Here is a 22,219-nt window from a genome sequence, read left to right as displayed (position 1 = left end):
ATCGGAATGGATGGCGAAAGCTACAAAGGGTTTGGGGATATCCTTCGACAGGTGGAGGCGGCTCCTTCTTCTCCCGGGGTCTACCTCATGAGAGACGAGGAGGGGAAGGTCATCTACGTGGGCAAGGCGAAGGTGCTCAGGAACCGCCTGCGCTCCTACATCTCGGGGACCAAGGATCGCAAGACCACCCACCTCATGCGGCGGGTGAGGAGCATCGAGTGGATCGTCACCGATACGGAGTACGACGCCCTGCTGCTCGAGAACACGCTCATCAAGAAGTACCAACCGAAGTACAACATTGACCTCAAGGACGGGAAAAGCTATCCCGTCATACGTCTCACGGCCGAGGATTTCCCCCGGGTCTTCAGGACCAGGAAGATCGTCCACGACGGGTCACGCTATTTCGGTCCGTACGGGAGCGCCCATCTCCTCGATCTCTATCTCGATTTCATCGATCGGTTCTTCCCCTTGAGGAAGTGTCGGGGGCCTCTCAGGAAGCGGGCCCATCCCTGTCTCTACTACCACATCGGACGGTGCCCTGCGCCCTGTGTGGACAAGATCTCCCGGGAGGATTACCTCGCGAGGGTGGAGGACGTGGCCCGCCTCCTCTCGGGAGAGGTGGAGGATCTCCAGACCTCCCTCAAGGGGCGCATGGAGGAAGCGGCCTCACGCCTCGCCTACGAGACCGCGGCGCGCTATCGGGACGCGCTCCAGGCCGTGGAGGAGATCCTCAAGAACGAGCAGAAGGTGGTGGATTTCGCTCGCGAGAAGAGGGACTATGCCGCCTATGTGAGGGAGGAGCCGTATGCGTGCTTCGTGGTCTTCAAGATGCGGGACGGAAAGCTGGTGGGACGGGATGCCTACGTCACCCACGCCTTCGACGAGGACGACGAGGATTTCTCGAACTTCCTCGTGCGGTACTATGACGCGGACATAGCCCTTCCGGAGGAACTCCACCTCTTCCAGGGGACACAGGAAGAGATACTCGCTCCCTACCTCGCCGGGAAGTTCGGGATCAGACTCATAAGGGAAGGGGAGGGGCATCCCATCCTCAACCTGGTGGTACAGAACGCCCGTGAGGAGCTCGCGCGACACCTCAAGATCAAGGGGAATCCCGAGGCCGTGCTCGCGCTCCAGGAAGCGCTCGAATTGCCTGTCCCTCCGGTGAGAATCGAGGGGTTCGACATCGCCCATCTCCAGGGGACCTTCCCCTATGCCTCGATGGTGCAGTTCCTGGGCGGTGTGCCGCACAAGTCCGAATACCGGCTCTTTCGCGTGAAGACCCTTCAGGGTCTCGTCGATGACTACGAGGCCCTCCGGGAGGTGACTGCCCGTCGGTACACCCGTCTCAAGAACGAACGCAAACCCCTGCCCGATCTCATCCTCATAGACGGAGGGAAGGGCCAGGTGAACGCCGTGAGAGAGGTGCTCGATGCCCTCGGCCTATCCCATATTCCGCTGGTGGGGCTCGCCAAGCAGCGGGAGGAGATCTTTTTCCCGCACGCCTCTGCCCCTCTCCTCCTGGAGGAACGCAGTCCCGCTCTCAGGCTCCTACAGTACGTGAGGGACGAGGCCCACCGTTTCGCCACGACGGCCCACGCGAGGGCACGGGCCGTGAAGATCGATGGATCCATCCTCGAGACGGTGGAAGGTATAGGGAAGAAGCGGGCTGTACGGCTCCTCACGCACTACGGTTCGCTCGATGCGATCGCCCGAGCCGAGGCGGAGGAGATAAAGGAGGTGGCGGGCTGCCCGGAGCATGTCGCCTTACGGGTGAAGGAGGCCCTTCTCAGGCTGGTCGAGCAGCGCGGGGATGCCGTACGATCCGATGGAGCGCGAGAGTGAAGATGAGAGGATGGAGCTCCCGGCGGTGGAGTCTCACCTGTTCATCGCACGAGACGAGCTCCACGATCGCCCGTTGGGTCTCCTCGAGGGTGTAGTTCCGGAGAGCGGTCTCCATGGTCCTCTTGAAGCCCATTCCTCTTATTCCTGCTTCCCGGAAGGCCTCCTCACGCCCGTAGCGTTCCCCGAGGAGCCTCATGACCGTGAGGAGTCTCCTGAACTGCCAGAGGAGGCCGCCTATGATCTGATGTACGGCCTCGGACTGGGAGAGGAGGGCCGAGGTGCACTCCAGGGCTGCTTCGATGTCGCGTCGTGCGAGGTGTGCGAAGAGGGTGAAGACGTTCTCCTCTCTGGAATGGAAGAGGAACTGCTCTATGTCCTTCTCGGTGATGGTGTGGCCTTCGGGAAAGAAGAAGGCGAGGCGGGAGGCCTCTTCGACAAGGGCCGAAGAGACGGGGGAGACCATCTGCAGGAAGAGGTCGACCGCCTCGGACGCTATGGAGCGGCCCGATCGCTTGAGTGTCTGATGGATCATGCGAGCCTTCTGATCCTCCCTCAATTCCCAGAAGACTTCTCTGGTGTGGTGTGAGGCGAGTTTCTCGAGGCGTTGCGGAAGACGTATCTCGTCGGAGAGGATCACGAGGGTGGAAGAGGGGGAAGGGGTCTGTGCATAGAGGGCCAGGAGGTTCTGATCCTGGGTGGAGAGGCGTTCGGCGTTGTGGATGAGGAGCAGGGTGTGCTCACCAAAGAGGGAGGCGTTCTGGAGACGGGGGAGCGCATCGCTGAAGGAGTCCTCGAAGGCGTAGAGGTGTTCCTCTTCGATGGCCCCGTATGCCTTCGTGAGATCCTGTTTCAAGGTGTGGAGGTATTCCTCTTTCAGGCCCGTCTCCGGTCCCAGAAGGAAGAAGATGTGTTCCCTTTTACTCATACGTCCTCACAATGCCGACCAGCTTGCCGAGGATCTTCACCTGGGTGGTATAGATGGGGGGGTAAGAGGGGTGGGAGGATTCGAGGCGTATCCTGTGCTTCTCCTTGAAGAACCTCTTGAGGGTGGCGTTCTCCTCCAGCAGGGCCACCACGATGTCACCGTCCACGGCCCAGTCCTGTTCCCTTATGATGGCGAGATCTCCCTTGAGGATGCCTGCCCCCTCCATACTCTCTCCCTTCACCCTGAGCACGAAGAAGCGCCCTCCTCCGCGTGGAAGGAAGGATTCCGGAACCACCACTTCTCCCTCTATGTGCTCCTCGGCGAGAAGGGGCCTCCCCGCGGCAACCTCCCCCACGAGAGGGAGATACACCACGGGAGGGGGGTCTTCCTCCACGATCTCGAGGGCCCTCGATTTGTGGGGGCTGTGACGGACGTAGCCTTTTTCCTTGAGGGCATTGAGGATGTCGTAGATGGCACGCACGTTCACGGAGAAGTGTCGTGCGATCTCCCGATACGAGGGGACGTAGCCGTGCAGTTCCCTGAACCGCTGGATGAAGGAGAGGACCTCCTTCTGTCGAGTCGTCAGCTGTTCCTTCATTTCGGTATCTTTATCCCGAATTTCTTGATCTTGGAATGAAGGTTGCTCGGATAGATCCCCAGGCTCGCAGCGGTCCTGGAGATGTTGTAGTCGTGTTCCTCGAGTTTCTTCTCTATGAGCCGCTTCTCGAATGCATCCCTGGCTTCACCCAGCGGCAGGTGGGAGTACTCGTCGAGGACGGTGCTGTGGGTACGGGCATGGAGCGCTTCTCCGAGGAACTCCTTTATCGTCTCGGGTGAGATCTCCGCCTCGTCCGAGAGGATGCAGAGCCGTTCCACGAAGTTCTTGAGCTCCCTGATGTTCCCGGGCCAGGGGTATTCTTTGAGCATGGTGAGACCTTCCCGGGATATCCGCTTGGGTGTCTCTCCCGGGGGTGTGAACTTCTTGAGGAAGTAGTCGATCAGGGAAGGGATGTCTTCCACCCGCTCTCTCAACGGAGGCACGTAGATGGGAATGACGTTGAGCCGGTAGTAGAGATCCTCCCTGAATCGCCCGGCCTTGACCTCTCCCTCGAGGTCCTTGTTCGTGGCGGCGATGAGACGCACGTCGACCGTGATGACCCGTTCGCCTCCGATGCGGGTGAACTGGAGTTCCTGCAGGACGCGGAGGACCTTCGCCTGGGCGCTCAGGGACATGTCCGCCACCTCGTCCAGGAAGAGGGTCCCGTTGTGCGCGAGTTCGAACTTGCCGCGTCTTGAGGAGAGGGCGCCGGTGAAGGCCCCTTTCTCGTGGCCGAAGAGTTCGCTCTCGAGGAGGGTGTCGGGGATGGCGGCACAGTTCACCTCCACGAAGGGGCCCGAAGCCCTCCTGCTCCGCCGATGGATCTCTCGGGCCACCAGCTCCTTGCCCGTGCCGTTCTCACCCAGGATGAGGATCCTCGAATCCGAGGCCGCGCTCTGGGCGATCCGTTCCCTGATTACCTGCATGGCGGGCGAGGTCCCGATCATCTCGTCTTCTTGGTAGAGTCTCTGCCTGAGCCGCGTGTTTTCGTTCTGGAGCTCCCTCATCCTGAGGGCGTTGCGCACCACGGTGAGGACCTTCTCCAGACTCAGAGGTTTCTCGAGAAAGTCGAAGGCCCCTTGCTTCACCGCCCTCACGGCGGTCTCGATGGTCCCGTGGCCCGAGATGATGACGATCTCGACGGATGGATCTTTTGCCCTGATCTCTTCCAGGATTTCCATGCCCCCGCGGTGGGGGAGCCAGAGATCGAGGAGCACCACGTCCACGGGATAGCGGTCCATGAGCCGGAGACCTTCGATGCCGTCTTCGGCGGTGAAGACGGTATACCCTTCGTCCGTGAGGATGTCCTCCAGGGCGAGGCGGATGTTCTCTTCGTCATCGATGACGAGGATGTGTGCGTCGTTCATGGCTCTACCGGAAGCTCGATATAGAAGGTGCTCCCTTTCCCCACCTCTGAAGTGAACCAGATTTTCCCGTTATGATCCAGTACGATGCGCTGCACGATGGCGAGACCCAGCCCCGTGCCCTGTCTCTTGGTGGTGTAGTAGGGGAGGAAGACGAGCCTCTGTTGATCCTCGGGTATCCCGTGGCCCTCGTCTCGGATCTCGATGGTGGCGTAGGATCTCCCGTCGCGTGAGGTACGGAGGAGGCGGACGGTGATGGTCTGCTCCTTCCCTGCTCCGGCATCGATGGCGTTCTGGATGAGGTTGCTGAGCGCCTGCTTGAGGTGCTCCTCGTCGGCCTGGATGACGATGTCCTCGGGCGTGTCGAGATGAAACCGATAGGGGGTCTGCGGCGCATCGTAGGAGGAGAGGATATGGGAGAGGAGTGACCGCAGGTTGCAAGGTGTCAGGGTCGGCTCGCGGAGACGGGAGAAGTCCCGGAACTCCTCGAGAAGTCTCGTGAGACGGTTCACCTCGTGGAGGATGATCTGGGTGCTCTGATCGAGGACACGCTGGAGGGCCTCGTCCTCCACCCCCTCGGCCTTGCGTCTGATACGTTCGGCGGCGAGGCGTATGGGGGTGAGGGGGTTCTTGATCTCGTGTGCGAGTTGCTGAGCGATGTCCTGCCAGGTGGCGATCTTCTCGGCTTGGAGGAGTTTCTCCCTGTTCCGTTCGAGTTCGGTGAGCATGGTGGCGAACGCCCGTATGAGGAAGGCGATCTCGCTCCTGGGGGTGAACGTGGGGCGGAAGGAGAGTTCGCCCGCTGCGATCCTACGCATGTCGTGTTCCAGCTGGATGAGCGGCTTGAGGAAGTCGTCGCTGAGGAGGAACCCGAGGAGGAGGGCGAGAAAGACGAGGGGGAGGGCGAAGAATCCGTAGAAGAGGATGAGGGAGAGGAGGAAGGGCCCCTGGTAGCGATCGAGGAGGAGGAAGCGGTCACGAAGCTCGGTGAGGCGGTTCGATTGATCCACGTACCAGGGAGGCATCGAGAGGCTGATGACGGCGAGGGAGAGGGTGGAGCCCCTCTCGAAGACCCGACGTACGCGGAGGACGGTGAGACCTTCGATCGACTCCCTCGTCACAGGGCTGGTGAGGGTCTCCTCCTCTTCCGGACTGGGAAGGAGGAAGGAGGGGTCTCCTGCCCAGAAGACCCTTCTCCCGTCCTGGATGATTTCGAAGGAGGAGATCTCCTGGTACAGGGACCGGAGGAGACGCCATGTCTCCTCCGGTGCGTCCTGCTGGAGGGAGTGGAGATAGAGGGGATGGTTGTTCACCCTGCCGAGGAGTTCCACCCGTTCCGTGTAGTACGAGACCGCGAAGTTCACCCCCGACTGGAGGGCCTCGGTGACCCCCATCTGGAACCATCCCCCGATCACCTCCCTGATCACGTTGATGGCGAGGAGTCCCTGAGGTACGCTCGCAACGAGCGTGAGGAACGAAAAGAGGAGGATGAGCCTGAGCTTGAGGAAGATCCCTGGCTTCCTGGCGCGGACTTCCTGGAGGGTCTTCACCACATAGGCGCCGAGGACCACCAGCACGGCGAGGAAGAAGGCCAATCCCGAGAGGAGGAGGAAGGTTCCGGCGGGCCCCGTGGAGAAGGGGATGCGGGTGATGGCCCTGTGGGCGAGGAGGAACATGAGGACGACCATGAGCAGGTAGGTGAGGATGAGACTCACGAGGGTGCGACGGGAGAAGAAGAATCCGGGTATCCTCACGGCAGAGCCCCTGAAGGCACGGTGATCTCATAGGCTGCGAGATCCCTTCTCCTCAGTTGCGAAGGGATGATGGTGAAAGGTGGACTGAGCGCCACTCTCTCGACATCCACGCGGATGAGTGCACCACCCCCCGTGAGGAGGGAGCGGGGAATCGAGAAGCGGAAGGCATCCCGGAGAAAGAGCTCCTCCGATGGATACGACGTCCTCCGCCCGTCCCCGGTCTCCACCACCCATTCTCCCTCGGGGAGCCTCCTGAGCCTCCTCTCCTCGGCCCAAAGGGTGGAGGGGAGGAAGGGGAGCGGCCATCGAGTGGTACGGAGTCTGAGGGTCATCTTCGATGAGAAACCTTGCTCAAGGAGGGAGAGGATGTGCCGTCTCTCTTCATGCGGCAGTTCACATACGAGTACACCACCTTCCTCTCGAAGGAGGAGGTTGGGGGTGGACGTATGACTGCATGCCGAAAGGAGGATGAGTACTCCCAGCGAGAGGGACAGCCTCCTCATTCTTCCTCGAATTTCTTGTCGAAGAGTTCCGCCAGTGCCTTCACGGCCTCCTCCTCGTCCTCGCCATCGGCGATGATCCGGAGTTTCGTGTTGTACCCTGCGCCCAGGGTGATGATTCCCATGATGGATTTCGCGTTCACGCGTTCACTGTCTTTCTCGAGGAAGATCTGAGAGGAGAACTTGTTCGCCGTGTTCACCAGCAGGGTGGCAGGTCGCGCATGGATCCCTGCCCTGTTCTTGATCACCACTTCTCTTTCCGTCATTGGTCCTACCGCTCGTGTTATTCCATATGGTTCTTGTGCAAATATATGGTACGGACGTTTTCACTTTCAAGCCACTTCATCACCTGCTCGTTGAACTCACGGGAGGAGTGGACGCCCATCTGTTTCAGCCGTTCGTTCATGGCCGCGGTCTCGATGAGGATGGGAATGTTCCTCCCCGGTTTTATGGGTATCTCCACGCAGGGAACCTTCACTCCCAGGATGTCTCGGGTCTTTTCCTGGGATCCGAGTCTGTCGTACTCCTTCTCGGGGTCCCATTGTTCAAGATGTACCACCAGCTGGATACGCTTCTCGTCCCGAATGGCCCCTACTCCGAACAGATGCGTCACGTTGATGATGCCCAGGCCCCTGATCTCCATGTGGTGTCCGAGGAGCCTGTTCGCACTCGTGCCCAGGAGGTAGTTTCCTGCCACACACCGGATCTCCACGGCATCGTCGGCGACGAGTCTGTGCCCGCGTTCGAGCAGTTCCAGGGCCGCCTCACTCTTCCCCACCCCGCTCTCTCCGAGGAGGAGCACGCCGATGCCGAAGACCTCGATGAGTACTCCGTGTACCACCTCCCTGGGGGCGAAGATGTTGTTGAGTACCCTGAGGATACGGGAGGTGAACGTGGCGGAGGGGAGCTGGGTCTGCAGCACCGGGCAGCCGCTCTCCTCTGCGATGGAGACGAAGAACTGGGGCGGGGTGAGACCATGGGTGAAGATGACGCAGGGGATCTCGTAGGAGAAGATCTTCCTCACATTCTCGTAGCGGCCTTCCTCTTCGAGTTTCCTGAGATAGGCGTGTTCCCCCCTGCCGAAGATCTGGATTCGTTTGTAGGCGAAGCTCTCGAAGAATCCGCTCAGGGCGAGTCCCGGCCGGTTGATGTTGGGGACCTCGATGACCCGGATGAGCCCCTTTCGTCCTGCAATGCACTTGAGATCAAGGACGTCGTGCTCTTTGAGCTCCTGGCTCAGGAGGTCCAGGACGGTGAACTTCTGTTTCATTCCTTCTCCGGTTTTTCGACATGGTGGTCCTGGATCTTGCTCTTCTCCTTGGCTATCTTGTAGTCGAGTTTGTCGAAGAGTTTGTCTATGGCCTCTACGAGATCCTTCGCCTCTTCTTTGAGGTGGAACAGTTCACCCCAATGGGTATGGACGTTGACCTCGGCGGTGAACGAGGTGTTTTCCTTGGTGAGGGTGAGATGGAGGTCCTCGATGAACCTTTCCCCGTACGAGATCTTTCTGAACTTCTTTTCGAGGTACTCTTTGGTGGGATCCTTCAGGTCGAAATGGACGGCTTTGATGTCAGTTCTCATGTAACCTCCTCCATGTGTTCCGCTCGAACGAGGAGCGGATGTTGAGTTCCTTCCGGTACTTTGCCACGGTCCTTCTGGCGATGGGGATCCCCCTCTTGTTGAGGAGTTCCGCGAGTTTCTTGTCGGAGAGCGGCCTGCCGGTCTTCTTCGTCTCCTCTTCGATGATCTCCTTGATGATGTGCTTCACAGCTTCTTTGGAGTAGCGTGAACCGCCCGATCCAGCGCCGCTCACCGAGTTGGTGAAGAAGTACTTGAGCTCGTAGATGCCCCATTCCGTCTGCACGTACTTGTTGGTGGTGATGCGGGAGACCGTAGCCTCGTGAAGCTCCACGGTCTCCGCCACGTCCTTGAGGGTGAGGGGGACGAGATACTGCGGACCTCGGATGAAGAAGTCGCGCTGGAACTCCACGATGGCACGGGCGACCCTGAGGAGGGTGTGGTTCCTGTGATGGATGCTCTGGATGAACATCTGGGCTTCCCGCACCTGTTGTTTTACGAAACGTTGTACGTCTTTCTTGTCGCTCTCTTTCTGCATCTCCCGGAAGAAGGGGTTCACCCCCAGGACCGGGATTTCCTCTTCGTTGAGGACGATCACGAGATGGCCGTCTTTCACCTTCACCTCGAGGTCGGGGATGACGTAGTGAGGTCTCGAGGAGGAGTAGAGCGAGCCCGGGAAGGGGGTGAGGGTCTTGATGAACTCCACGACCGAGAGGACGTCCTCCTCTTCCATTCCCAGGGCCTTCGCGATCTCCTTTGTCTTGCCCTTTTCGAGGAGAGGCAGATAGCGGGAGATGACCTCCTCTGTATGGGGGGGGGCGTCTTCCCGTTGTCGGGCCTGGACGAGGAGGGATTCCACGGAGTCCTTCACGCATGTGCCCGGTGGATCGAAGCTCTGGATGAGAGGGATGAGCTTCTCTATGAGGTGCCGCTCCCGTTCGTTCTGAGCGAAGATGAAGGGATCCTCCCTGTGAAAACCGTGATCGTCCAGGTTCTGTATGAGAAGCTCCCCCAGGCGTATCTCCTCCGCGGTGAGTCCCGGGTGGAGTCGGAGTTGCCAGAGGAGGTGCTCGTGGAGGCTCTCCCCCCGTGCAACGGCCCCCTCGAGGAATCTGCGTTTCGCATCCTCGTCGTCCGAGCCCCTTGCGTAGGAGAAACCGGGATCAGATGTGTTCTCGAAATATTCGTAGACCTCGGGAGGCTCCTGAGCGGTATCGAGCGAGATCGTCCCCCGCTCCTCGAGGATTTCGAGTGCGGGGTTCTTTTCCACTTCCTCCTGGATCTTGAGTTTGAGGTCCGCAAGGGGGAGATGGAGAAGCTGGATGCTCTGGATCATCTGAGGGGCAAGCTTGAGTTTCTGAGTCTGTGAGAGTATGGGCTTCTGAGTCTGCAAGGTGCCTCCCTTTTTCATTATTGGACCCGCCCGGTGCTTTGTCAACGGGGAGGGGATCAGAGCTGGAAGTGTTCTCCCAGATAGATACGGCGGGCGATCTCGTTGTTCACGAGGTCCTCCCGGGATCCCTGCACGAGGATCTCTCCGAGGTTGATGATGTAGGAGCGGTGGGTGATCTCGAGGGTGTCCCGTACGTTGTGATCGGTGATGAGTATGCCTATCCCCTTGTTTGAGAGCTGCGCGATGATCTGCTTGATCTCGTAGACGGCGATTGGATCTATCCCTGCGAAGGGTTCGTCGAGGAGGAGGAAGGCGGGTCTGATCGCAAGGGCTCGTGCGATCTCGGTCCTCCGTCGTTCTCCCCCCGAGAGGGTGTAGGCCTTCTGCTTCCGGATGTGGGTGATCCCCATCTCCGCAAGGAGTTCCTCGAGGGTCCTCTGTTTCTCCTCCCGGGTGAGGTCCTTCCTCGTCTCGAGGATGGCCCACACGTTCTCCTCGACTGTGAGGCGGCGAAAGATCGAGGGTTCCTGGGGGAGGTAGGAGATGCCCAGGCGTGCTCTCTTGTACATGGGGAGGCGGGAGATGTCGTGGAAGTCGAAGTAGACCCTCCCCTCGGTGGGGGTGAGGAATCCCACCACCATGTAGAAGATGGTGGTCTTGCCCGCCCCGTTTGGTCCCAGGAGGCCGACGACTTCCCCGGTGCGCATCTCGAAGGAGACGTCCTTCACCACGGTTTTCTTGCCGAAGCGTTTGACGAGACCATCCACGCCCAGGACGTGCTCACTCATGGGGTTCCTGTGCCTCCTCTTCCTCCTGAAGGATGGTTCCTTCTATCCTGCCTTCCATCTCCACCTCGTCGGTGTCGAGGTGGACGATGACCCGGGTGGCTCTGTACTCGTCGTGCTTCTTGTAGAGAACCGGAGAGCCCGAGAGGGTGAGGATCTCCTTGTCCCTGTCGTAGTGAGCGAACTCCCCTCTTCCGGTGATGTCCTCTTTGAATATCCGCACCCCGATCTGTATGAAGGCCTGTTGAGAGCGTTCGTCATAGTCCAGGATATGAGCCCGGATCACGGTGTTGTTCTTCTTGTCTTCGAGGAGGATGTTGCCCTCGATGTGCGTCTTCTCCGTCTCCCTGTCGTGGAACAGTCGTTCTGCCTGTATGTAGAGGCCGTCCTCGGGGTTCTGGAAGACTACTCCCCCGGTGCAGAGGACGTAGCGGAAATCGGGTCCGGAGAGCTCTATGGTCTCTGCCGTCATGATGCGGGCTCCGGAGACGACCTTTGCGTTGCCCTTGAGTATGGTCTTCTCCTTGCCTCGGGCGAGGGTGGCCGAGAGGGTGTCCGCGGAGAACGAGAACTCCTCGCCGACGAGGACCGAGACGGCGAGACACAGGAGACACATCACGGACCGCATGGTGGGGCCCCTACTCACCGTCCTCCTCCTGGGTGTACGTGCCTTGTGGATTGCCGGTGAACCGGAGGGAGAGGGTCCCAGCGTCCGCGGAGAAACCCGTGCCTCTGAGCCTGTAGTTCTCTCCTTGGATCTCCACCTCCACACCAGGTGGGGCCGAGATCGAACGTTCCTTCTTCTTCCAGGTGAAGTCCGATCCCCGGATGGTGATGTCTTCCGTCCTGTCCTGTACCTCAACCTCCCCTTCGGTCTCGATGTCCTCGGTGTCCCGGTGGAACCGCGCGTGCGCAGCCCGACCCTGTCTCACGACATTTCCCTCCCTGTCGAACTCCTGGAACAGGACCCCAGTGACCGCGAGGATCTGTGCGTCCCGATACTCTTCGGCCTTCTCTGCGGTCACGGAGAGGAGGAGCGCTCCGTCCTGTACCACACGGTGGGAAAGGTGTTCTATGGTCATGTTCGGGTATTCCCGGGTGCTCGGTTCCCACATGGCCTCCTCGTAGTTGAAGCTGCAGGAGAGAAGAAGGCCTGTGAGGAGGAGCGCGATCCGGATCCTCATTCGAAGAGCTCTTTCTGTTTCTTGGAGTGTTTGTAGTCGAGGGCCGCCCGGATGAAGCTCGAGAAGAGCGGGTGAGGGGCGAGGGGTTTGGACTTGAACTCCGGATGGAACTGGACTCCGATCCCCCAGGGATGTCCTTCCCATTCCACACCCTCCACCAGGTTGTTCGCCCTGTATACCGCGGCGATGCGCATCCCCGAGGAGGCGAACTGCTCGCGATATTGATTGGAGAATTCGTAGCGGTGGCGGTGACGTTCCTGGATGGTCTCGACTCCGTAGAGAGATCTGAGGAGACTTCCGGGCATGAGTTCGGCCTCGTAGGCCCCCAGACGCATGGTGCCGCCCATCATGGTGATGTCCACTTGCTCCTCGAGGAGGCTCACCACCGGATGTGGGGTGGTGGGGGTGAACTCCGTGCTGTCGGCGTCTTTGAGGCCCAGGACGTTCCGGGCGAACTCTATCACCATGACCTGCATCCCGAGACAGATCCCGAGGTAGGGTATGTTCCTGGTGCGTGCATATTCGGCCGCCCTGATCATCCCCTCTATTCCCCGTTGTCCGAATCCCCCGGGCACGATGATGGCGTCCACGTCCTTGAAGGCGTTGTCGAGATCTTCGGTCTTTTCCAGGCTCTCGGCGTCGATCTTCTTGAGTACGACCCGCACCTCGTTTGCGACCCCACCGTGGTAGAGCGCCTCGTCCACCGACTTGTAGGCATCGCCCAGCTCGATGTACTTGCCCACGAATCCGATGGTCACGCTCTCCTTGGCGTTCACGAGGATGTCCACCACCTGTTCCCAGGCCGAGAGGTCAGGGGTCTTCACGGGGAGGTTGAGTTTCTCCAGGATGATGGTATCGAGGTCCTGTTTGTGGAAGCTGAGGGGGATCTCATAGATCGTGTGGGGCACGTCGTAGGCGGAGATCACGGCCCTAGGTTCCACGTTCGTGAACAGGGAGATCTTCTTCCTGAGGGGTTCATCGAGGGGCATGGGGGCGCGGCAGAGGAGGATGTCGGGTTGGATCCCGAGGCCGAGGAGTTCCTTCACCGAGTGCTGGGTGGGTTTAGTCTTGAGCTCGCCGCCCGAGACGAGGGGTACGAGGGTGAGGTGTACCGAGAGGGCGTTGCGATGTCCTTTCTCGTGTATGATCTGTCGTACGGCCTCCAGGAAGGGGAAGGATTCGATGTCCCCCACCGTGCCGCCTATCTCCACGATGGTCACATCCACCCCTTCTTCGTCGCCTATGGCCTTGATGCGGTGTTTGATCCTGTCGGTGATGTGAGGGATCACCTGGACCGTCCGCCCGAGGAAACGGCCTTCCCTCTCCATCTGGATGACGTCCATGTAGATCTGACCGGTAGTGATGGAGTTCGCCCGGGAAAGGGGTGAGTTGGTGAACCGTGCGTAGTTGCCCAGGTCGAGATCGGTCTCGGCACCGTCGTCCGTGACGTAGACCTCGCCGTGCTGGTAGGGGCTCATGGTGCCTGCATCGACGTTCAGGTAGGGATCTATCTTTATCATGCGCACGGTGAGGCCCTGAAGTTCGAGTAGGGAGCCGATGGATGCTGCGGCGATACCTTTCCCCAGGCTCGAACACACGCCGCCGGTGACGAAGATATATTTTCCCATATGAACTCCATGTGAAGAGGGGTCTTCCTGTAACTATTTCACACTCCGCTTTTTCGTGTCAATCGTTTGCTTGACACGGCATCATGCCTGTTCCTAGACTGTAAGGAGACGAGGTGATGAATGGCTTTCCTCTCGGAGGACCTGTTCGAGAAATTCAGGACGCTCGTGTACGAGGCGAGCGGGATATCCTTCACCGAGACCAATCGAGCCGTGCTCGAGAGCAGGGTGAAGGACAGGCTGCGCACGAGGGGGATCTCCACGCCCGAGGAGTACTACAGGGAGGTCTCCTCGAGCGAGGAGGAGCTCCGGGAGTTCCTGGATGTGGTGACCACCAATCTCACCCGCTTCTTCCGCAACCAGGGTCACTGGGAGACCTTCAGGCATGCGGTGATCCCCGACCTGGTGGAGCGGAAGCGGGCGCAGGGGGTGCGTTCCTTGTTGGTCTGGAGTGCGGGGTGTTCCACAGGAGAGGAGCCGTATACCATCGCCATGGTCCTCAGCGAGCACCTTCCTCCGGGGTTTTCATTCCTTGTGGTGGGATCGGATATAAGTCTCTCCTCTCTGCTGGTGGCGAAGGAGGGGTTCTACACGGATGCGAGGGTGGAGGGCGTGCCTGAGCACTACCTGGCCAAGTATTTCGAGAAGAAAGAGAACGGCTACAGGGTGCGCGACGAGCTGCGAACCCACGTCCAGTTCGATTACCACAATCTCAAGCACCAGAGTGATCTCAGGGATGTGGACGTGGTCTTCTGTCGCAATGTGCTCATCTACTTCGACGAGGCGGCTCAGAAGGCGACGATCCAGGGCCTCTGGAACGTGATGGCCCCGTATTCCTACCTGTTCATCGGGCACTCGGAGTCCCTCTTCGGTATGAACACGGGCTTCGAGTTCGTGAAGACGGAGTGGGGGACGGTGTACAGGAAGAATGTGGCCCAATAGGAGGGGAGATGCAGGATCCGATCCGTGTGCTCATCGTGGACGACTCGGCGCTCATGCGGACCATGGTTTCGCGTATCCTGGAGGAGGCCCCGGACATGGAGGTGGTGGGCACTGCGATGCACGGGGGGTTCGCCCTGGAGAAGATTCCCCGACTCGATCCCGACGTGATCGTCCTCGACCTGGAGATGCCGAAGGTGGACGGGCTCGCCTTTCTTCGAGAACGGAGGGAGCGCGGTATCGACATACCGGTGATCATCCTCTCCTCTCGGGCCAAGCGGGGAGCCCGCATCACCATGGAGGCGCTCTCACTGGGGGCGAGCGATTTCATCACCAAGCCCTCAGGTGCGATCTCCCCGGACGTGCACCTGGTGGCGGATACCCTGAGGGAAATGATCAGGGGCTACGGGAGGAGGTACCGCCTTCTCAAGGGGCCGGCACGGGAGAGGGGTGGGAAGAGGGACCTGCCTCCGGCGGCGAATGAGCGGCCTGCAGGTCCCGTCCTGCAGTCGCCCGGGAGATCCGCCCCGGTGCTTCCCCCGCAGGTCGTCCTCCCTCCCCGGAGGGTCGTCCCGCTCAGGAGGCCGGGGGTGCCGGAGGTGGTGGCCATCGGGGTCTCGACCGGAGGGCCGAGCGCCCTCAGGTCCCTCCTCGGTGCCCTTGGAGAGGGCTTCCCCCTTCCCCTCCTCATCGTCCAGCACATGCCGCCCGGGTTCACCAAGGAGTTCGCGGAGAGTCTCAATCGGATGTGCGCACTCACGGTGAAGGAGGCCGAGGAGGGTGACGAGGTGAGGAGGGGGATGGTCTTCATCGCGCCGGGGGACTTCCACATGATGGTGGAGGAGGAGGGGGGACGGAAGGTCGTCAGGCTCCTGGATGCCCCGCCGGTGAACGGACACAGGCCTTCGGTGGATGTGCTCTTCGAATCGGTGGCGAGGGTCTATGGAAACCGGAGCATCGCGGTGATCATGACGGGGATGGGGAGGGACGGTGCCCGTATGCTGGGCGAGGTCTTCCGGCAAGGAGGGATCACCATCGGCCAGGACGAGGAGACCTGTGTGGTGTACGGCATGCCACGGGCCGCGCACGAGATGGGGGTGCTCCACCTCCAGCTGCCCTTGGGGGAGATTCCCCTCGTGCTGGAGAAGCTGGCCCGTCAGAGTGCCTCGTCCGGAGGGGATGTCTCCGATTCCTCTTCCTCGTCCTGAAGGTGGGGGGGCGGGGGGCAAGGGATGTTGAGGCGTTCGAAGGAGACGGCCTTGCCGTTCTCGTCGGTTTCGAGAAGGACGCCGCAGAGTGCGAGGCCGTCCCAGGAGGTTTTCCCCTTCTGGGGGAGGGCGGTGAGGAACCGCTGTATCTCGGGCTGAGGATCGAGGCCCTGGACGCTCATCTGACTTCCGGTCCGTCCGGCGTCGCAGATCACGGCGGTGCCGCCCGGGAGGATGCGTTCGTCGGCGGTCTGGACGCGTGAGTTGGTGCCGAAGACCCCCGAGACCATGCCGTCGGCCATGAAGAACATGGTGTACTTCTCTGCTGTGGTGTGCGCGTGGAAGTCCACGATGATGTGGGGCGTGCTCTCCTTGAGCCGGGAGACGAGGGAGGGAAGGTAGGTGTAGGGGTTGCTTCCGTGGATCCTCGGGAATCCTGACTGTCCGATGAGGTTGATCACTCCCAGGGTTTTCCCTCCCTTGTGATAGGTGCGATACCCCCTCCCCGGTGCTGCGGGAGGGAAGTTCGCGGGCCTGAGGAGGTAGGAGCTCTTGGCGATGTGAGGGACCATGTCCTTCTTGAAGTAGATCCAGTCTCCCGAGGTGAGGACGTCGATTCCGAGCTTGTGGAGGTAGATGGAGTGGTTCTTCCCTATGCCCCATCCTCCGGTGGTCCCGTCGGCGTTCGCCACGATGAAGTCGGGGCTGAAGCGTTTCTTGAGTTCGGGGAGCAGGGTCTTCACGGTGTAGACCCCTTCTTTGCCCACGATCTCGCCGATGAAGAGTATTCTCATGAGGCCCCCTCGTCCGGAATGTGGCAAGCTTACAGGGGGAGGCGATCAAGATCAAGGCGCTTCCTTTTTGTGGCTCGCTGTAGTATCATATCATCACACGGCAATGTTCCTAAAGGAGTGAAATCATGGGAGAAAAAGGTAAGGAAATCAGTCGGGTCGATGTGAACGAGCTCCTCGAGCTCCTCAACGCGGCGCTCGCCGAGGAGTGGCTCGCCTACTACCAGTACTGGGTGGGGGCCAGGGTGATGGAAGGTCCCATGCGGAGTGAGGTGGAGCCCGAACTGCTCACCCACGCGACCGAGGAATTGGGTCATGCGGAGCTCCTGGCGGGGAGGATCATCCAGCTCGGGGGAACTCCGTTGCTCTCGCCCTTCGAGTGGCAGAAGGTGGCGGGTTGTGACTACGCGGTTCCTTCCGATCCTTACATCGAGGAGATCCTCTCACAGAACCTCGAGGGGGAGCGGTGCGCGATCCGTCGCTACGAGCAGATCGCGGACTTCACCAACGGGAAGGATCACACCACCTACCAGATGGCGGTACAGATCCTGAACGACGAGCTGGAGCACGAGCAGGATATCGAGGATTGGCTCAGGGACATCGAGCGGATGAAGGAGGAGCTGAAGAAGCTGCGGCTCTGACAGGGGGCTGATTGACACCTGAGCGGGATTGTCGCATAATAACATCCGCTGCGTGCCCAGGTGGCGGAACTGGTAGACGCGCTAGATTCAGGATCTAGTGGGTGTAAACCCGTGGGGGTTCAAATCCCCCTCTGGGCAGACCCGTCCGTTCGAGGACGGGTTTTTTCGTGCACGGAGGGAAAAAACGCTGCCCGGGGGGGCAGCGTCCTGGATCAGTTGCCGGGATGGATGGCTTCTGCGGGGCACACCTCTGCGCAGGAGCCGCAGTCGGTGCACGTGTCAGGGTCGATCACGTAGGGGTTCCCTTCGCTGATCGCCTCCACCGGGCATTCGGGAAGGCAGGTCCCGCAGGCCACGCAGTCATCGGTGATGACGTATGCCATGATCGCCTCCTGTGGGAGTGATATCAGGGTGACTATACTCCAACCGGGGGGAAGGATCAATGGAGAGGCGTTGATCGGTCCCCCCGGTGTGCGGTAGGCTTTGGGTATGGCACGGGTGAGGTTTCTTCATGCGGCGGATGTGCACGTGGCCCTCAGGGAGCGCGAGTACTGTCTGGAGGTGGTGGATGAGGTGGCCGAGGTGGCGAAGGATGCGGGTGTGGATTTCGTCGTGGTGCCGGGTGATCTCTTCGATTCCTTCGAGGATATGGCGGCCCTCTGGGGTGAGGTCTGGAGGAGGTTGTGCGGGGTGGGTGTGCCGGTCTACTACTGTGTGGGGAACCATGAGTTTCTCAAGAAAGGTGCACACGAGTTCTCGGAGTTCTCTACGCCCGAGGGGCTCTTCTGGTCGTTCGATGGAGTGGGGGTATGGGAGGGGGAGGGATACGAGGTGGTGGGGGTGCCTTACCGGCGGGAGGGGTACGAGGGGAATGGAGGGCTCGCACGGAAGAGGGGGGTGAGGGTGGTGATGGCCCACGGTACGGTCCAGGATGCCTTCTGGTTCTCGAGCGAGGAGGATCCTGCGATCCTCGATCCGGTGTTCCTGAGGGATTTCGAGCCTGACTATGTGGCGCTGGGGCATATCCACCGGGACTGTGAGGTGCGGTTCGGCGATGTGGTGTTCAGGTATGCGGGGTCGGCGCGGGTGTGGAGGGAGGGGGAAGAGGGGCCTCGGAGGGTGCTCGTGGTCGAGGCGGACGAGGGGGGGGTGCGGGTGGAGCCTGTGGCGCTGGATCGGGCGGGGCGGTTTCGGGTCACGGAGGTGGTCTTCGGCGTGGAGCGGGTTGAGGAAGAGGAGGGGTTCTGGGACGGTGTGGGGCCGTACGATCGGGTGCATGTGGTGCTCCGGGGGGTGGTGGATGGGTTGGATCGGGTGGAGTCCTGGAAGCGGGGGCTCCTCGAGAGATATGGCGACAGGGTGCGTACGATCACTTTCGAGGAGGAGGTGGCGGCCTTGAGGGTTCTCTCCTCCCATCGGTTCGTACAGATGTTCCTGGAGGAGATGGAGCGGTCCCGAGGCGGGTGTGAGGAGCGGGTCTGGAGGGACGCCCTCCGCCTCGGGCTTCTGCGGATACGAGAGGAGATCGAGCGATGAGGCTCAGGGGGATAAGGCTGATCGGGTTCGGAAAGTTCTCGGAGGTACGGTTCGAGCTGGGGCCGGTGACGGTGTTCCACGGGCCCAACGAGGCGGGGAAGTCCACGGTGTGCGATGCGCTCTACGATCTCATCGCCTCGGGGAGGAAGGATCTCGACCGCTATGGGAGGGCGGGGGAGCGGAGGGTGGAGGGGGAGTGGGTGGGAGAGGAGTGGCATGTTCCCGCGTCTCTGTTCTCCGAGGTGTATGCGATTCGTTCCGGCAGGGTGGAGGTGGATTTCTCGAGTCAGCGGGGGGCGGCCCAGTTCGTCCAGGAGCAGCTGTTCGCAGGGGGAGTGAACCTGGAACGGTTGATCTTGGAGGTGGAGAAGGCGGGGAGGGAGGTGGGGCGCGAGACGGTGCAGATGAGGGAACGGAGGGAGGTGAGGGCGCGACTCGCCGAGGTGGATGCGCAGATCCGGAGGTGGGAGGAGCGGCTTTCGGGGAGGGAGGTGGTGTGGGGGGAGCTTCGGCGTATGGAGGAGCGGCTTGGGGCGCTTGAGCGGGAGCGGCGCGGGGTGGAGGAGCGGGAACGGGAGCTGGATCGGCGGATTCAGGAGCAGGAGGAGTGGCGCCGGTTGAGGGAGCTGGAACAGGCGTGGGAGAGGGTGCGGCGGGTGAGGGAGATCGAGGAGGAGGTGGGACGGTTGAGGGTGGTGTGTGGTGAGGGTGTCCGGCAGGAGGGGGAGGCCTTGCGGCGTGAGTGGGATGCGTGCAGGGAGGAGGTGCGACGGCTGGGTGAGGAGGTGGAGCTCCGAAAGCTGGATCTCCGCAGGGCCGAGGAGGCGTTGGCGGGGGTGGAGGAGAGGGTGAGGGGGCGCGAGGAGAAGGAGAGGGTGTTGGTGATGGGGGAGGGATGGCGCCGGAGGGGGGTGTGGATGATGCTGGCGGGGGGAGTGGGGGTGTGTGTGGGGGTGGGGATGGCAGGATGGCCGGGATGGGTGGGTGCGGGGGTGGGGCTGGCGGTGGCGGGGCTCGGGGGGATGGTGGTGGGGTTGGTGTGGCGGGTGCGGGGTACGGGGATGGTGCGGCGGGTGGTGGGTGAGGGGAGGTTGAGGGAGGCCTGGGCACGGTGGAGGGCCGAGGGAGAGGGGGTGCGCCGTGAGTGGGAGGTGTGGAGGGAGGAGGTGCGACGGCTGGGTGAGGAGGTGGAGGGGGTGGAGAGGGCGTGGGTGGAGGCGCGGAGGAGGGAGGAGGAGGCCGGCCGGCGGTTGCGGGAGTGGCTGGGGCGGGTGGGGGCTCGCACCTGGGAGGAGTACGGCGCAGAGGTGGCGCGGTATCGGGAGGTGGTGCGTAGTCTGGAGGCCGAGGAGGGCTGGGTGAGGAGGGCGATGGAGCGGAGCGGAAAGACCTCCCTGGTGGACTTGGAACGGTACATCGCCATGGAGAGGGATGGCTGTAGGCTCAGGCTCCGGGGGGAGGAGCTCACGGAGGAGGAGCGGATCGTCCTCAGGAACGAACGGGAAGATCTCCGGAAGGTTCGAGAGGGGCTCGATCGTGAGTACGAGCATGTCCTCGAAGAGGTGGCGAGGCTCAAGGGGCGGATGGGGAACTACAGTGAGGCCATGGAAGAGCTCTTCCGTCTGAGGGGGGAGCGGGAACGTCTCTTCCGAGAGCTCTCCCGTCTGGAGGCCGAGAAATCCGCCTATGCCCTTCTCACGGAGGTGTTTTCCCGTCTTCGTGAGCGGATGGCGAAGGACTTCGCCGGCCTCGTTTCCAGGGTGAGACCCTACTACGAGATGATCACCGGGGGAGGGGAACGGGAGGTGATGCTCGACACGCTCTCTCTGAAGGGGATCCGGGCCATGGACGCCCAGGGAATACCGAGGGAGTTGCCTCAGCTCTCAAAGGGGACCATGGGGGCCTTCTATCTCGGTTGTCGGCTCGCCATGGCCGAACTCTCTGAGACACCGGGGGTGATCGTGCTCGACGAGGCCTTCGAGTCCCTGGACCCTTCTCGGAGACGGGGTGCGGTTCGGGCGCTCCATCGTCTGGTGGACAAGGGATGGCAGATCTGCCTCTTCACGAGCTTCCCCGATGTGGTTTCGGTGGTGAGAGAGGAATTCCCGGATGCACGGATCCACGATCTCGGGGGTGATCATGCGTAGATCCATGGGAATCGGTGACTGGGTGATCATCGTGCTCGCCCTCTTCGCACTCACAGGTGTGCTCGCTGCGGCCTATACCCGTCCGATGGGGCCTCTCGTGGTGCGGGTGGAAAGCGAGGGGGGAGTCTTCCTCTATCCTCTCGACGAGGACAGGACCCTGGAGGTGGAAGGTCCTCTCGGACCTGAGAAGGTGATCATCCGGAACGGGGCGGTGTGGATGGAAGAGGCGCCGTGTCCCGACAAGCTCTGTATTGCCATGGGGAGGATATCCTCGCCGGGGCAGTGGATCGCCTGTCTTCCCAACCGGATATTCGTCATGGTGGAGGGGAGGAAGGGCTCTTCCCCGGTGGACGGGACCACCTTTTAGGGAAGTCTCTCGAGCGAGTAGGTCTCGGCGGTGAGGGTGAAGGTCCCTTCGAGTCCTGGGGTCATCCATATGGTGTGATCCTCTCCTATGAAGAGGGCTTCGGCCTCAGGATGTCGTTCGCGCAGATAGGTATGGCCCCTTTCCATCCCGAGGACGAAGAGTGTGGTGGAAAGGGCATCGGCGTCGATGCCTCGGGGGTGGATCACGGTGACACTCAGGAGTCCCGTCCTCGCAGGGTAGCCGGTCGCAGGATCGAGGAGGTGGTGGTAGCGGATGCCGTCCTGTATGAAGAACCGTTCATAGACACCGGAGGTGACCACCGCCTTGTCCCTCACCCTGAGGATCCCCACGTAGCTTCCTTTCGGACCTTCCGGATCCTGGATCCCTATCCTCCAGGGTGTGCCGTCGGGCCGGCTCCCCAGCGCGAAAATGTTCCCTCCGAGGTCCACGATGGCCGACCGCACTCCCCTTGTCGTGAAGAGCGAGGCGAGCTCATCGCTCGCATACCCCTTCACGATGGCCCCGAGGTCGAGCCTGGTCTCGGGGTTCTCGACTACGACCGTGTCTCCCTCGAGTGAGACGAGGTGGTAGTCGATGGTGCCGAGGGCGTGCTCGATTTCCTCCGGCGAAGGGATACGTGCCCGGTCGGTACCGATGCCCCACAAGTTCACCAGGGCTCCTATCGCGGGATCGAAGGCCCCCCCAGAGGTGCGAGCATAGTCGAGGGCCCGTGAGAGTACGGCGGCGGTCTCCGGTGACACCGTGGTGGGCCTTCCTCCTCCGTGATTGACCTTCCAGATATCACTCCCCTCTATGGAGGGTGAAAAGGTGGCTTCGATGGAGGAGAGGAGGGAGAAGGCCTCATCGAGGATCTCCTCGTCCTTGTGGTCGAAGATCCTCACCGAGCAGACGGTGCCGAGGGCGAAATCGGTCCTCGTGAGAGGTTCTCCCTGCCGACACGAAAGGAGGAGGAGGACGGCGAAGGGGAGGGCAATGGCTCGTTTCATGCGGCCCACTCTAGCAAAGAGTGTCCCCTGGG

At 61.3% G+C, this 22,219-nt stretch carries 23 protein-coding genes and 1 tRNA gene; 8 read left to right on the top strand and 16 right to left on the bottom strand.

The window, feature by feature from the left end; all coding sequences use genetic code 11:
• Positions 1–6: 6 nt before the first annotated feature.
• Complete coding sequence (gene uvrC / locus STHERM_RS11015) at positions 7–1,845, top strand: excinuclease ABC subunit UvrC (RefSeq protein WP_013314969.1); 1,839 nt, start codon at positions 7–9, stop codon at positions 1,843–1,845.
• Here the strand turns inward: uvrC and holA are convergent.
• The 13 genes from holA to STHERM_RS10950 are packed head-to-tail and all read right to left on the bottom strand — an operon-like array spanning position 1,790 to position 13,554.
• Positions 1,790–2,770, bottom strand: a complete 981-nt coding sequence (holA, locus tag STHERM_RS11010; protein ID WP_013314968.1) for a DNA polymerase III subunit delta — start codon at positions 2,768–2,770, stop codon at positions 1,790–1,792. The genes uvrC and holA overlap by 56 nt on opposite strands.
• Positions 2,763–3,368: a transcriptional repressor LexA gene (lexA, locus tag STHERM_RS11005; RefSeq protein WP_013314967.1), complete on the bottom strand. Its 606-nt coding sequence runs from the start codon at positions 3,366–3,368 to the stop codon at positions 2,763–2,765. Before lexA ends, holA begins: the two co-directional genes overlap by 8 nt.
• Positions 3,365–4,735, bottom strand: coding sequence for a sigma-54-dependent transcriptional regulator (locus STHERM_RS11000; protein WP_013314966.1), 1,371 nt, complete (start codon positions 4,733–4,735; stop codon positions 3,365–3,367). The genes lexA and STHERM_RS11000 overlap by 4 nt, the downstream gene beginning before the upstream one ends.
• Positions 4,732–6,486 carry a sensor histidine kinase gene (locus tag STHERM_RS10995; protein WP_013314965.1) on the bottom strand — a complete coding sequence of 585 codons (1,755 nt, stop codon included), beginning with the start codon at positions 6,484–6,486 and terminating at the stop codon, positions 4,732–4,734. Before STHERM_RS10995 ends, STHERM_RS11000 begins: the two co-directional genes overlap by 4 nt.
• Complete coding sequence (locus STHERM_RS10990) at positions 6,483–6,989, bottom strand: hypothetical protein (RefSeq protein ID WP_013314964.1); 507 nt, start codon at positions 6,987–6,989, stop codon at positions 6,483–6,485. The genes STHERM_RS10995 and STHERM_RS10990 overlap by 4 nt, the downstream gene beginning before the upstream one ends.
• A complete protein-coding gene (locus STHERM_RS10985) occupies positions 6,986–7,252 on the bottom strand; it encodes an HPr family phosphocarrier protein (protein ID WP_013314963.1) in 267 nt (88 codons plus the stop codon). The genes STHERM_RS10990 and STHERM_RS10985 overlap by 4 nt, the downstream gene beginning before the upstream one ends.
• A 17-nt stretch (positions 7,253–7,269) precedes the next feature.
• Positions 7,270–8,256: an HPr(Ser) kinase/phosphatase gene (gene hprK, locus STHERM_RS10980; protein WP_013314962.1), complete on the bottom strand. Its 987-nt coding sequence runs from the start codon at positions 8,254–8,256 to the stop codon at positions 7,270–7,272.
• Complete coding sequence (gene hpf, locus STHERM_RS10975) at positions 8,253–8,567, bottom strand: ribosome hibernation-promoting factor, HPF/YfiA family (RefSeq protein ID WP_013314961.1); 315 nt, start codon at positions 8,565–8,567, stop codon at positions 8,253–8,255. Before hpf ends, hprK begins: the two co-directional genes overlap by 4 nt.
• Positions 8,557–9,957: an RNA polymerase factor sigma-54 gene (rpoN, locus tag STHERM_RS10970; protein ID WP_041623654.1), complete on the bottom strand. Its 1,401-nt coding sequence runs from the start codon at positions 9,955–9,957 to the stop codon at positions 8,557–8,559. The genes hpf and rpoN overlap by 11 nt, the downstream gene beginning before the upstream one ends.
• Before the next feature lie 56 nt (positions 9,958–10,013).
• On the bottom strand, positions 10,014–10,745 hold the full coding sequence (lptB, locus tag STHERM_RS10965) for an LPS export ABC transporter ATP-binding protein (RefSeq protein WP_013314959.1): 732 nt from the start codon (positions 10,743–10,745) through the stop codon (positions 10,014–10,016).
• Positions 10,738–11,388 carry an LptA/OstA family protein gene (locus STHERM_RS10960; protein WP_148223914.1) on the bottom strand — a complete coding sequence of 217 codons (651 nt, stop codon included), beginning with the start codon at positions 11,386–11,388 and terminating at the stop codon, positions 10,738–10,740. Before STHERM_RS10960 ends, lptB begins: the two co-directional genes overlap by 8 nt.
• Positions 11,381–11,926 carry an LPS export ABC transporter periplasmic protein LptC gene (gene lptC, locus STHERM_RS10955; RefSeq protein ID WP_013314957.1) on the bottom strand — a complete coding sequence of 182 codons (546 nt, stop codon included), beginning with the start codon at positions 11,924–11,926 and terminating at the stop codon, positions 11,381–11,383. The genes STHERM_RS10960 and lptC overlap by 8 nt, the downstream gene beginning before the upstream one ends.
• Complete coding sequence (locus STHERM_RS10950) at positions 11,923–13,554, bottom strand: CTP synthase (protein ID WP_013314956.1); 1,632 nt, start codon at positions 13,552–13,554, stop codon at positions 11,923–11,925. Before STHERM_RS10950 ends, lptC begins: the two co-directional genes overlap by 4 nt.
• A 120-nt stretch (positions 13,555–13,674) precedes the next feature.
• Here STHERM_RS10950 and STHERM_RS10945 point away from each other — a divergent pair, with 120 nt between their 5' ends.
• Positions 13,675–14,493 (top strand): CheR family methyltransferase, encoded by an 819-nt coding sequence (locus STHERM_RS10945; RefSeq protein ID WP_013314955.1) that lies wholly within the window; start codon positions 13,675–13,677, stop codon positions 14,491–14,493.
• An 8-nt stretch (positions 14,494–14,501) separates the two neighbouring features.
• On the top strand, positions 14,502–15,698 hold the full coding sequence (locus STHERM_RS10940; RefSeq protein WP_013314954.1) for a protein-glutamate methylesterase/protein-glutamine glutaminase: 1,197 nt from the start codon (positions 14,502–14,504) through the stop codon (positions 15,696–15,698).
• Here STHERM_RS10940 and STHERM_RS10935 read toward each other — a convergent pair.
• Positions 15,647–16,492 (bottom strand): TIGR00282 family metallophosphoesterase, encoded by an 846-nt coding sequence (locus tag STHERM_RS10935; protein ID WP_041623651.1) that lies wholly within the window; start codon positions 16,490–16,492, stop codon positions 15,647–15,649. The genes STHERM_RS10940 and STHERM_RS10935 overlap by 52 nt on opposite strands.
• 125 nt (positions 16,493–16,617) lie before the next feature.
• Here STHERM_RS10935 and STHERM_RS10930 point away from each other — a divergent pair, with 125 nt between their 5' ends.
• Together STHERM_RS10930 and STHERM_RS10925 are read left to right on the top strand one after the other, a co-directional pair.
• Entirely contained in the window at positions 16,618–17,130 is a 513-nt protein-coding gene (locus STHERM_RS10930; protein WP_013314952.1) for a ferritin-like domain-containing protein, read from the top strand.
• 54 nt (positions 17,131–17,184) lie between these two features.
• Positions 17,185–17,268: transfer RNA gene (locus tag STHERM_RS10925), tRNA-Leu, on the top strand.
• A 74-nt stretch (positions 17,269–17,342) separates the two neighbouring features.
• Here the strand turns inward: STHERM_RS10925 and STHERM_RS10920 are convergent.
• Positions 17,343–17,513: a DUF362 domain-containing protein gene (locus STHERM_RS10920; RefSeq protein ID WP_041623649.1), complete on the bottom strand. Its 171-nt coding sequence runs from the start codon at positions 17,511–17,513 to the stop codon at positions 17,343–17,345.
• A gap of 106 nt (positions 17,514–17,619) precedes the next feature.
• Here STHERM_RS10920 and STHERM_RS10915 point away from each other — a divergent pair, with 106 nt between their 5' ends.
• Genes STHERM_RS10915 through STHERM_RS10905 form a run of 3 tightly spaced genes read left to right on the top strand, consistent with a single transcriptional unit; the run spans position 17,620 to position 21,180 of the window.
• A complete protein-coding gene (locus STHERM_RS10915) occupies positions 17,620–18,666 on the top strand; it encodes a metallophosphoesterase family protein (protein WP_013314951.1) in 1,047 nt (348 codons plus the stop codon).
• Positions 18,663–20,813 (top strand): ATP-binding protein, encoded by a 2,151-nt coding sequence (locus tag STHERM_RS12700; RefSeq protein WP_013314950.1) that lies wholly within the window; start codon positions 18,663–18,665, stop codon positions 20,811–20,813. The genes STHERM_RS10915 and STHERM_RS12700 overlap by 4 nt, the downstream gene beginning before the upstream one ends.
• The gene (locus tag STHERM_RS10905) at positions 20,806–21,180 is read left to right on the top strand and encodes a NusG domain II-containing protein (RefSeq protein ID WP_237223284.1); all 375 of its coding nucleotides are present in this window, start codon (positions 20,806–20,808) and stop codon (positions 21,178–21,180) included. Before STHERM_RS12700 ends, STHERM_RS10905 begins: the two co-directional genes overlap by 8 nt.
• Here the strand turns inward: STHERM_RS10905 and STHERM_RS10900 are convergent.
• Positions 21,177–22,187 carry an FAD:protein FMN transferase gene (locus tag STHERM_RS10900; RefSeq protein WP_013314948.1) on the bottom strand — a complete coding sequence of 337 codons (1,011 nt, stop codon included), beginning with the start codon at positions 22,185–22,187 and terminating at the stop codon, positions 21,177–21,179. The genes STHERM_RS10905 and STHERM_RS10900 overlap by 4 nt on opposite strands.
• Between the last annotated feature and the right edge of the window lie 32 nt (positions 22,188–22,219).

Origin of the sequence: Spirochaeta thermophila DSM 6192 (assembly GCF_000147075.1) — a bacterium.
GTDB classification, from domain to species: Bacteria; Spirochaetota; Spirochaetia; order Winmispirales; family Winmispiraceae; genus Winmispira; species Winmispira thermophila_A.
The sequence above is the reverse complement of the archived record's forward strand: the minus strand, read 5'-3'. Positions and strand labels throughout refer to the sequence as shown.

Bases quoted from the DNA above. Each gene is read 5' to 3' on its own strand.
- uvrC (WP_013314969.1), top strand. From the start codon at position 7: ATGGATGGCGAAAGCTACAAAGGGTTTGGGGATATCCTTCGACAGGTG.
- holA (WP_013314968.1), bottom strand. From the start codon at position 2,770: ATGAGTAAAAGGGAACACATCTTCTTCCTTCTGGGACCGGAGACGGGC.
- lexA (WP_013314967.1), bottom strand. From the start codon at position 3,368: ATGAAGGAACAGCTGACGACTCGACAGAAGGAGGTCCTCTCCTTCATC.
- STHERM_RS11000 (WP_013314966.1), bottom strand. From the start codon at position 4,735: ATGAACGACGCACACATCCTCGTCATCGATGACGAAGAGAACATCCGC.
- STHERM_RS10990 (WP_013314964.1), bottom strand. From the start codon at position 6,989: ATGAGGAGGCTGTCCCTCTCGCTGGGAGTACTCATCCTCCTTTCGGCA.
- STHERM_RS10985 (WP_013314963.1), bottom strand. From the start codon at position 7,252: ATGACGGAAAGAGAAGTGGTGATCAAGAACAGGGCAGGGATCCATGCG.
- hprK (WP_013314962.1), bottom strand. From the start codon at position 8,256: ATGAAACAGAAGTTCACCGTCCTGGACCTCCTGAGCCAGGAGCTCAAA.
- hpf (WP_013314961.1), bottom strand. From the start codon at position 8,567: ATGAGAACTGACATCAAAGCCGTCCATTTCGACCTGAAGGATCCCACC.
- lptB (WP_013314959.1), bottom strand. From the start codon at position 10,745: ATGAGTGAGCACGTCCTGGGCGTGGATGGTCTCGTCAAACGCTTCGGC.
- lptC (WP_013314957.1), bottom strand. From the start codon at position 11,926: ATGAGGATCCGGATCGCGCTCCTCCTCACAGGCCTTCTTCTCTCCTGC.
- STHERM_RS10950 (WP_013314956.1), bottom strand. From the start codon at position 13,554: ATGGGAAAATATATCTTCGTCACCGGCGGCGTGTGTTCGAGCCTGGGG.
- STHERM_RS10945 (WP_013314955.1), top strand. From the start codon at position 13,675: ATGGCTTTCCTCTCGGAGGACCTGTTCGAGAAATTCAGGACGCTCGTG.
- STHERM_RS10940 (WP_013314954.1), top strand. From the start codon at position 14,502: ATGCAGGATCCGATCCGTGTGCTCATCGTGGACGACTCGGCGCTCATG.
- STHERM_RS10935 (WP_041623651.1), bottom strand. From the start codon at position 16,492: ATGAGAATACTCTTCATCGGCGAGATCGTGGGCAAAGAAGGGGTCTAC.
- STHERM_RS10930 (WP_013314952.1), top strand. From the start codon at position 16,618: ATGGGAGAAAAAGGTAAGGAAATCAGTCGGGTCGATGTGAACGAGCTC.
- STHERM_RS10920 (WP_041623649.1), bottom strand. From the start codon at position 17,513: ATGGCATACGTCATCACCGATGACTGCGTGGCCTGCGGGACCTGCCTT.
- STHERM_RS10915 (WP_013314951.1), top strand. From the start codon at position 17,620: ATGGCACGGGTGAGGTTTCTTCATGCGGCGGATGTGCACGTGGCCCTC.
- STHERM_RS12700 (WP_013314950.1), top strand. From the start codon at position 18,663: ATGAGGCTCAGGGGGATAAGGCTGATCGGGTTCGGAAAGTTCTCGGAG.
- STHERM_RS10905 (WP_237223284.1), top strand. From the start codon at position 20,806: ATGCGTAGATCCATGGGAATCGGTGACTGGGTGATCATCGTGCTCGCC.
- STHERM_RS10900 (WP_013314948.1), bottom strand. From the start codon at position 22,187: ATGAAACGAGCCATTGCCCTCCCCTTCGCCGTCCTCCTCCTCCTTTCG.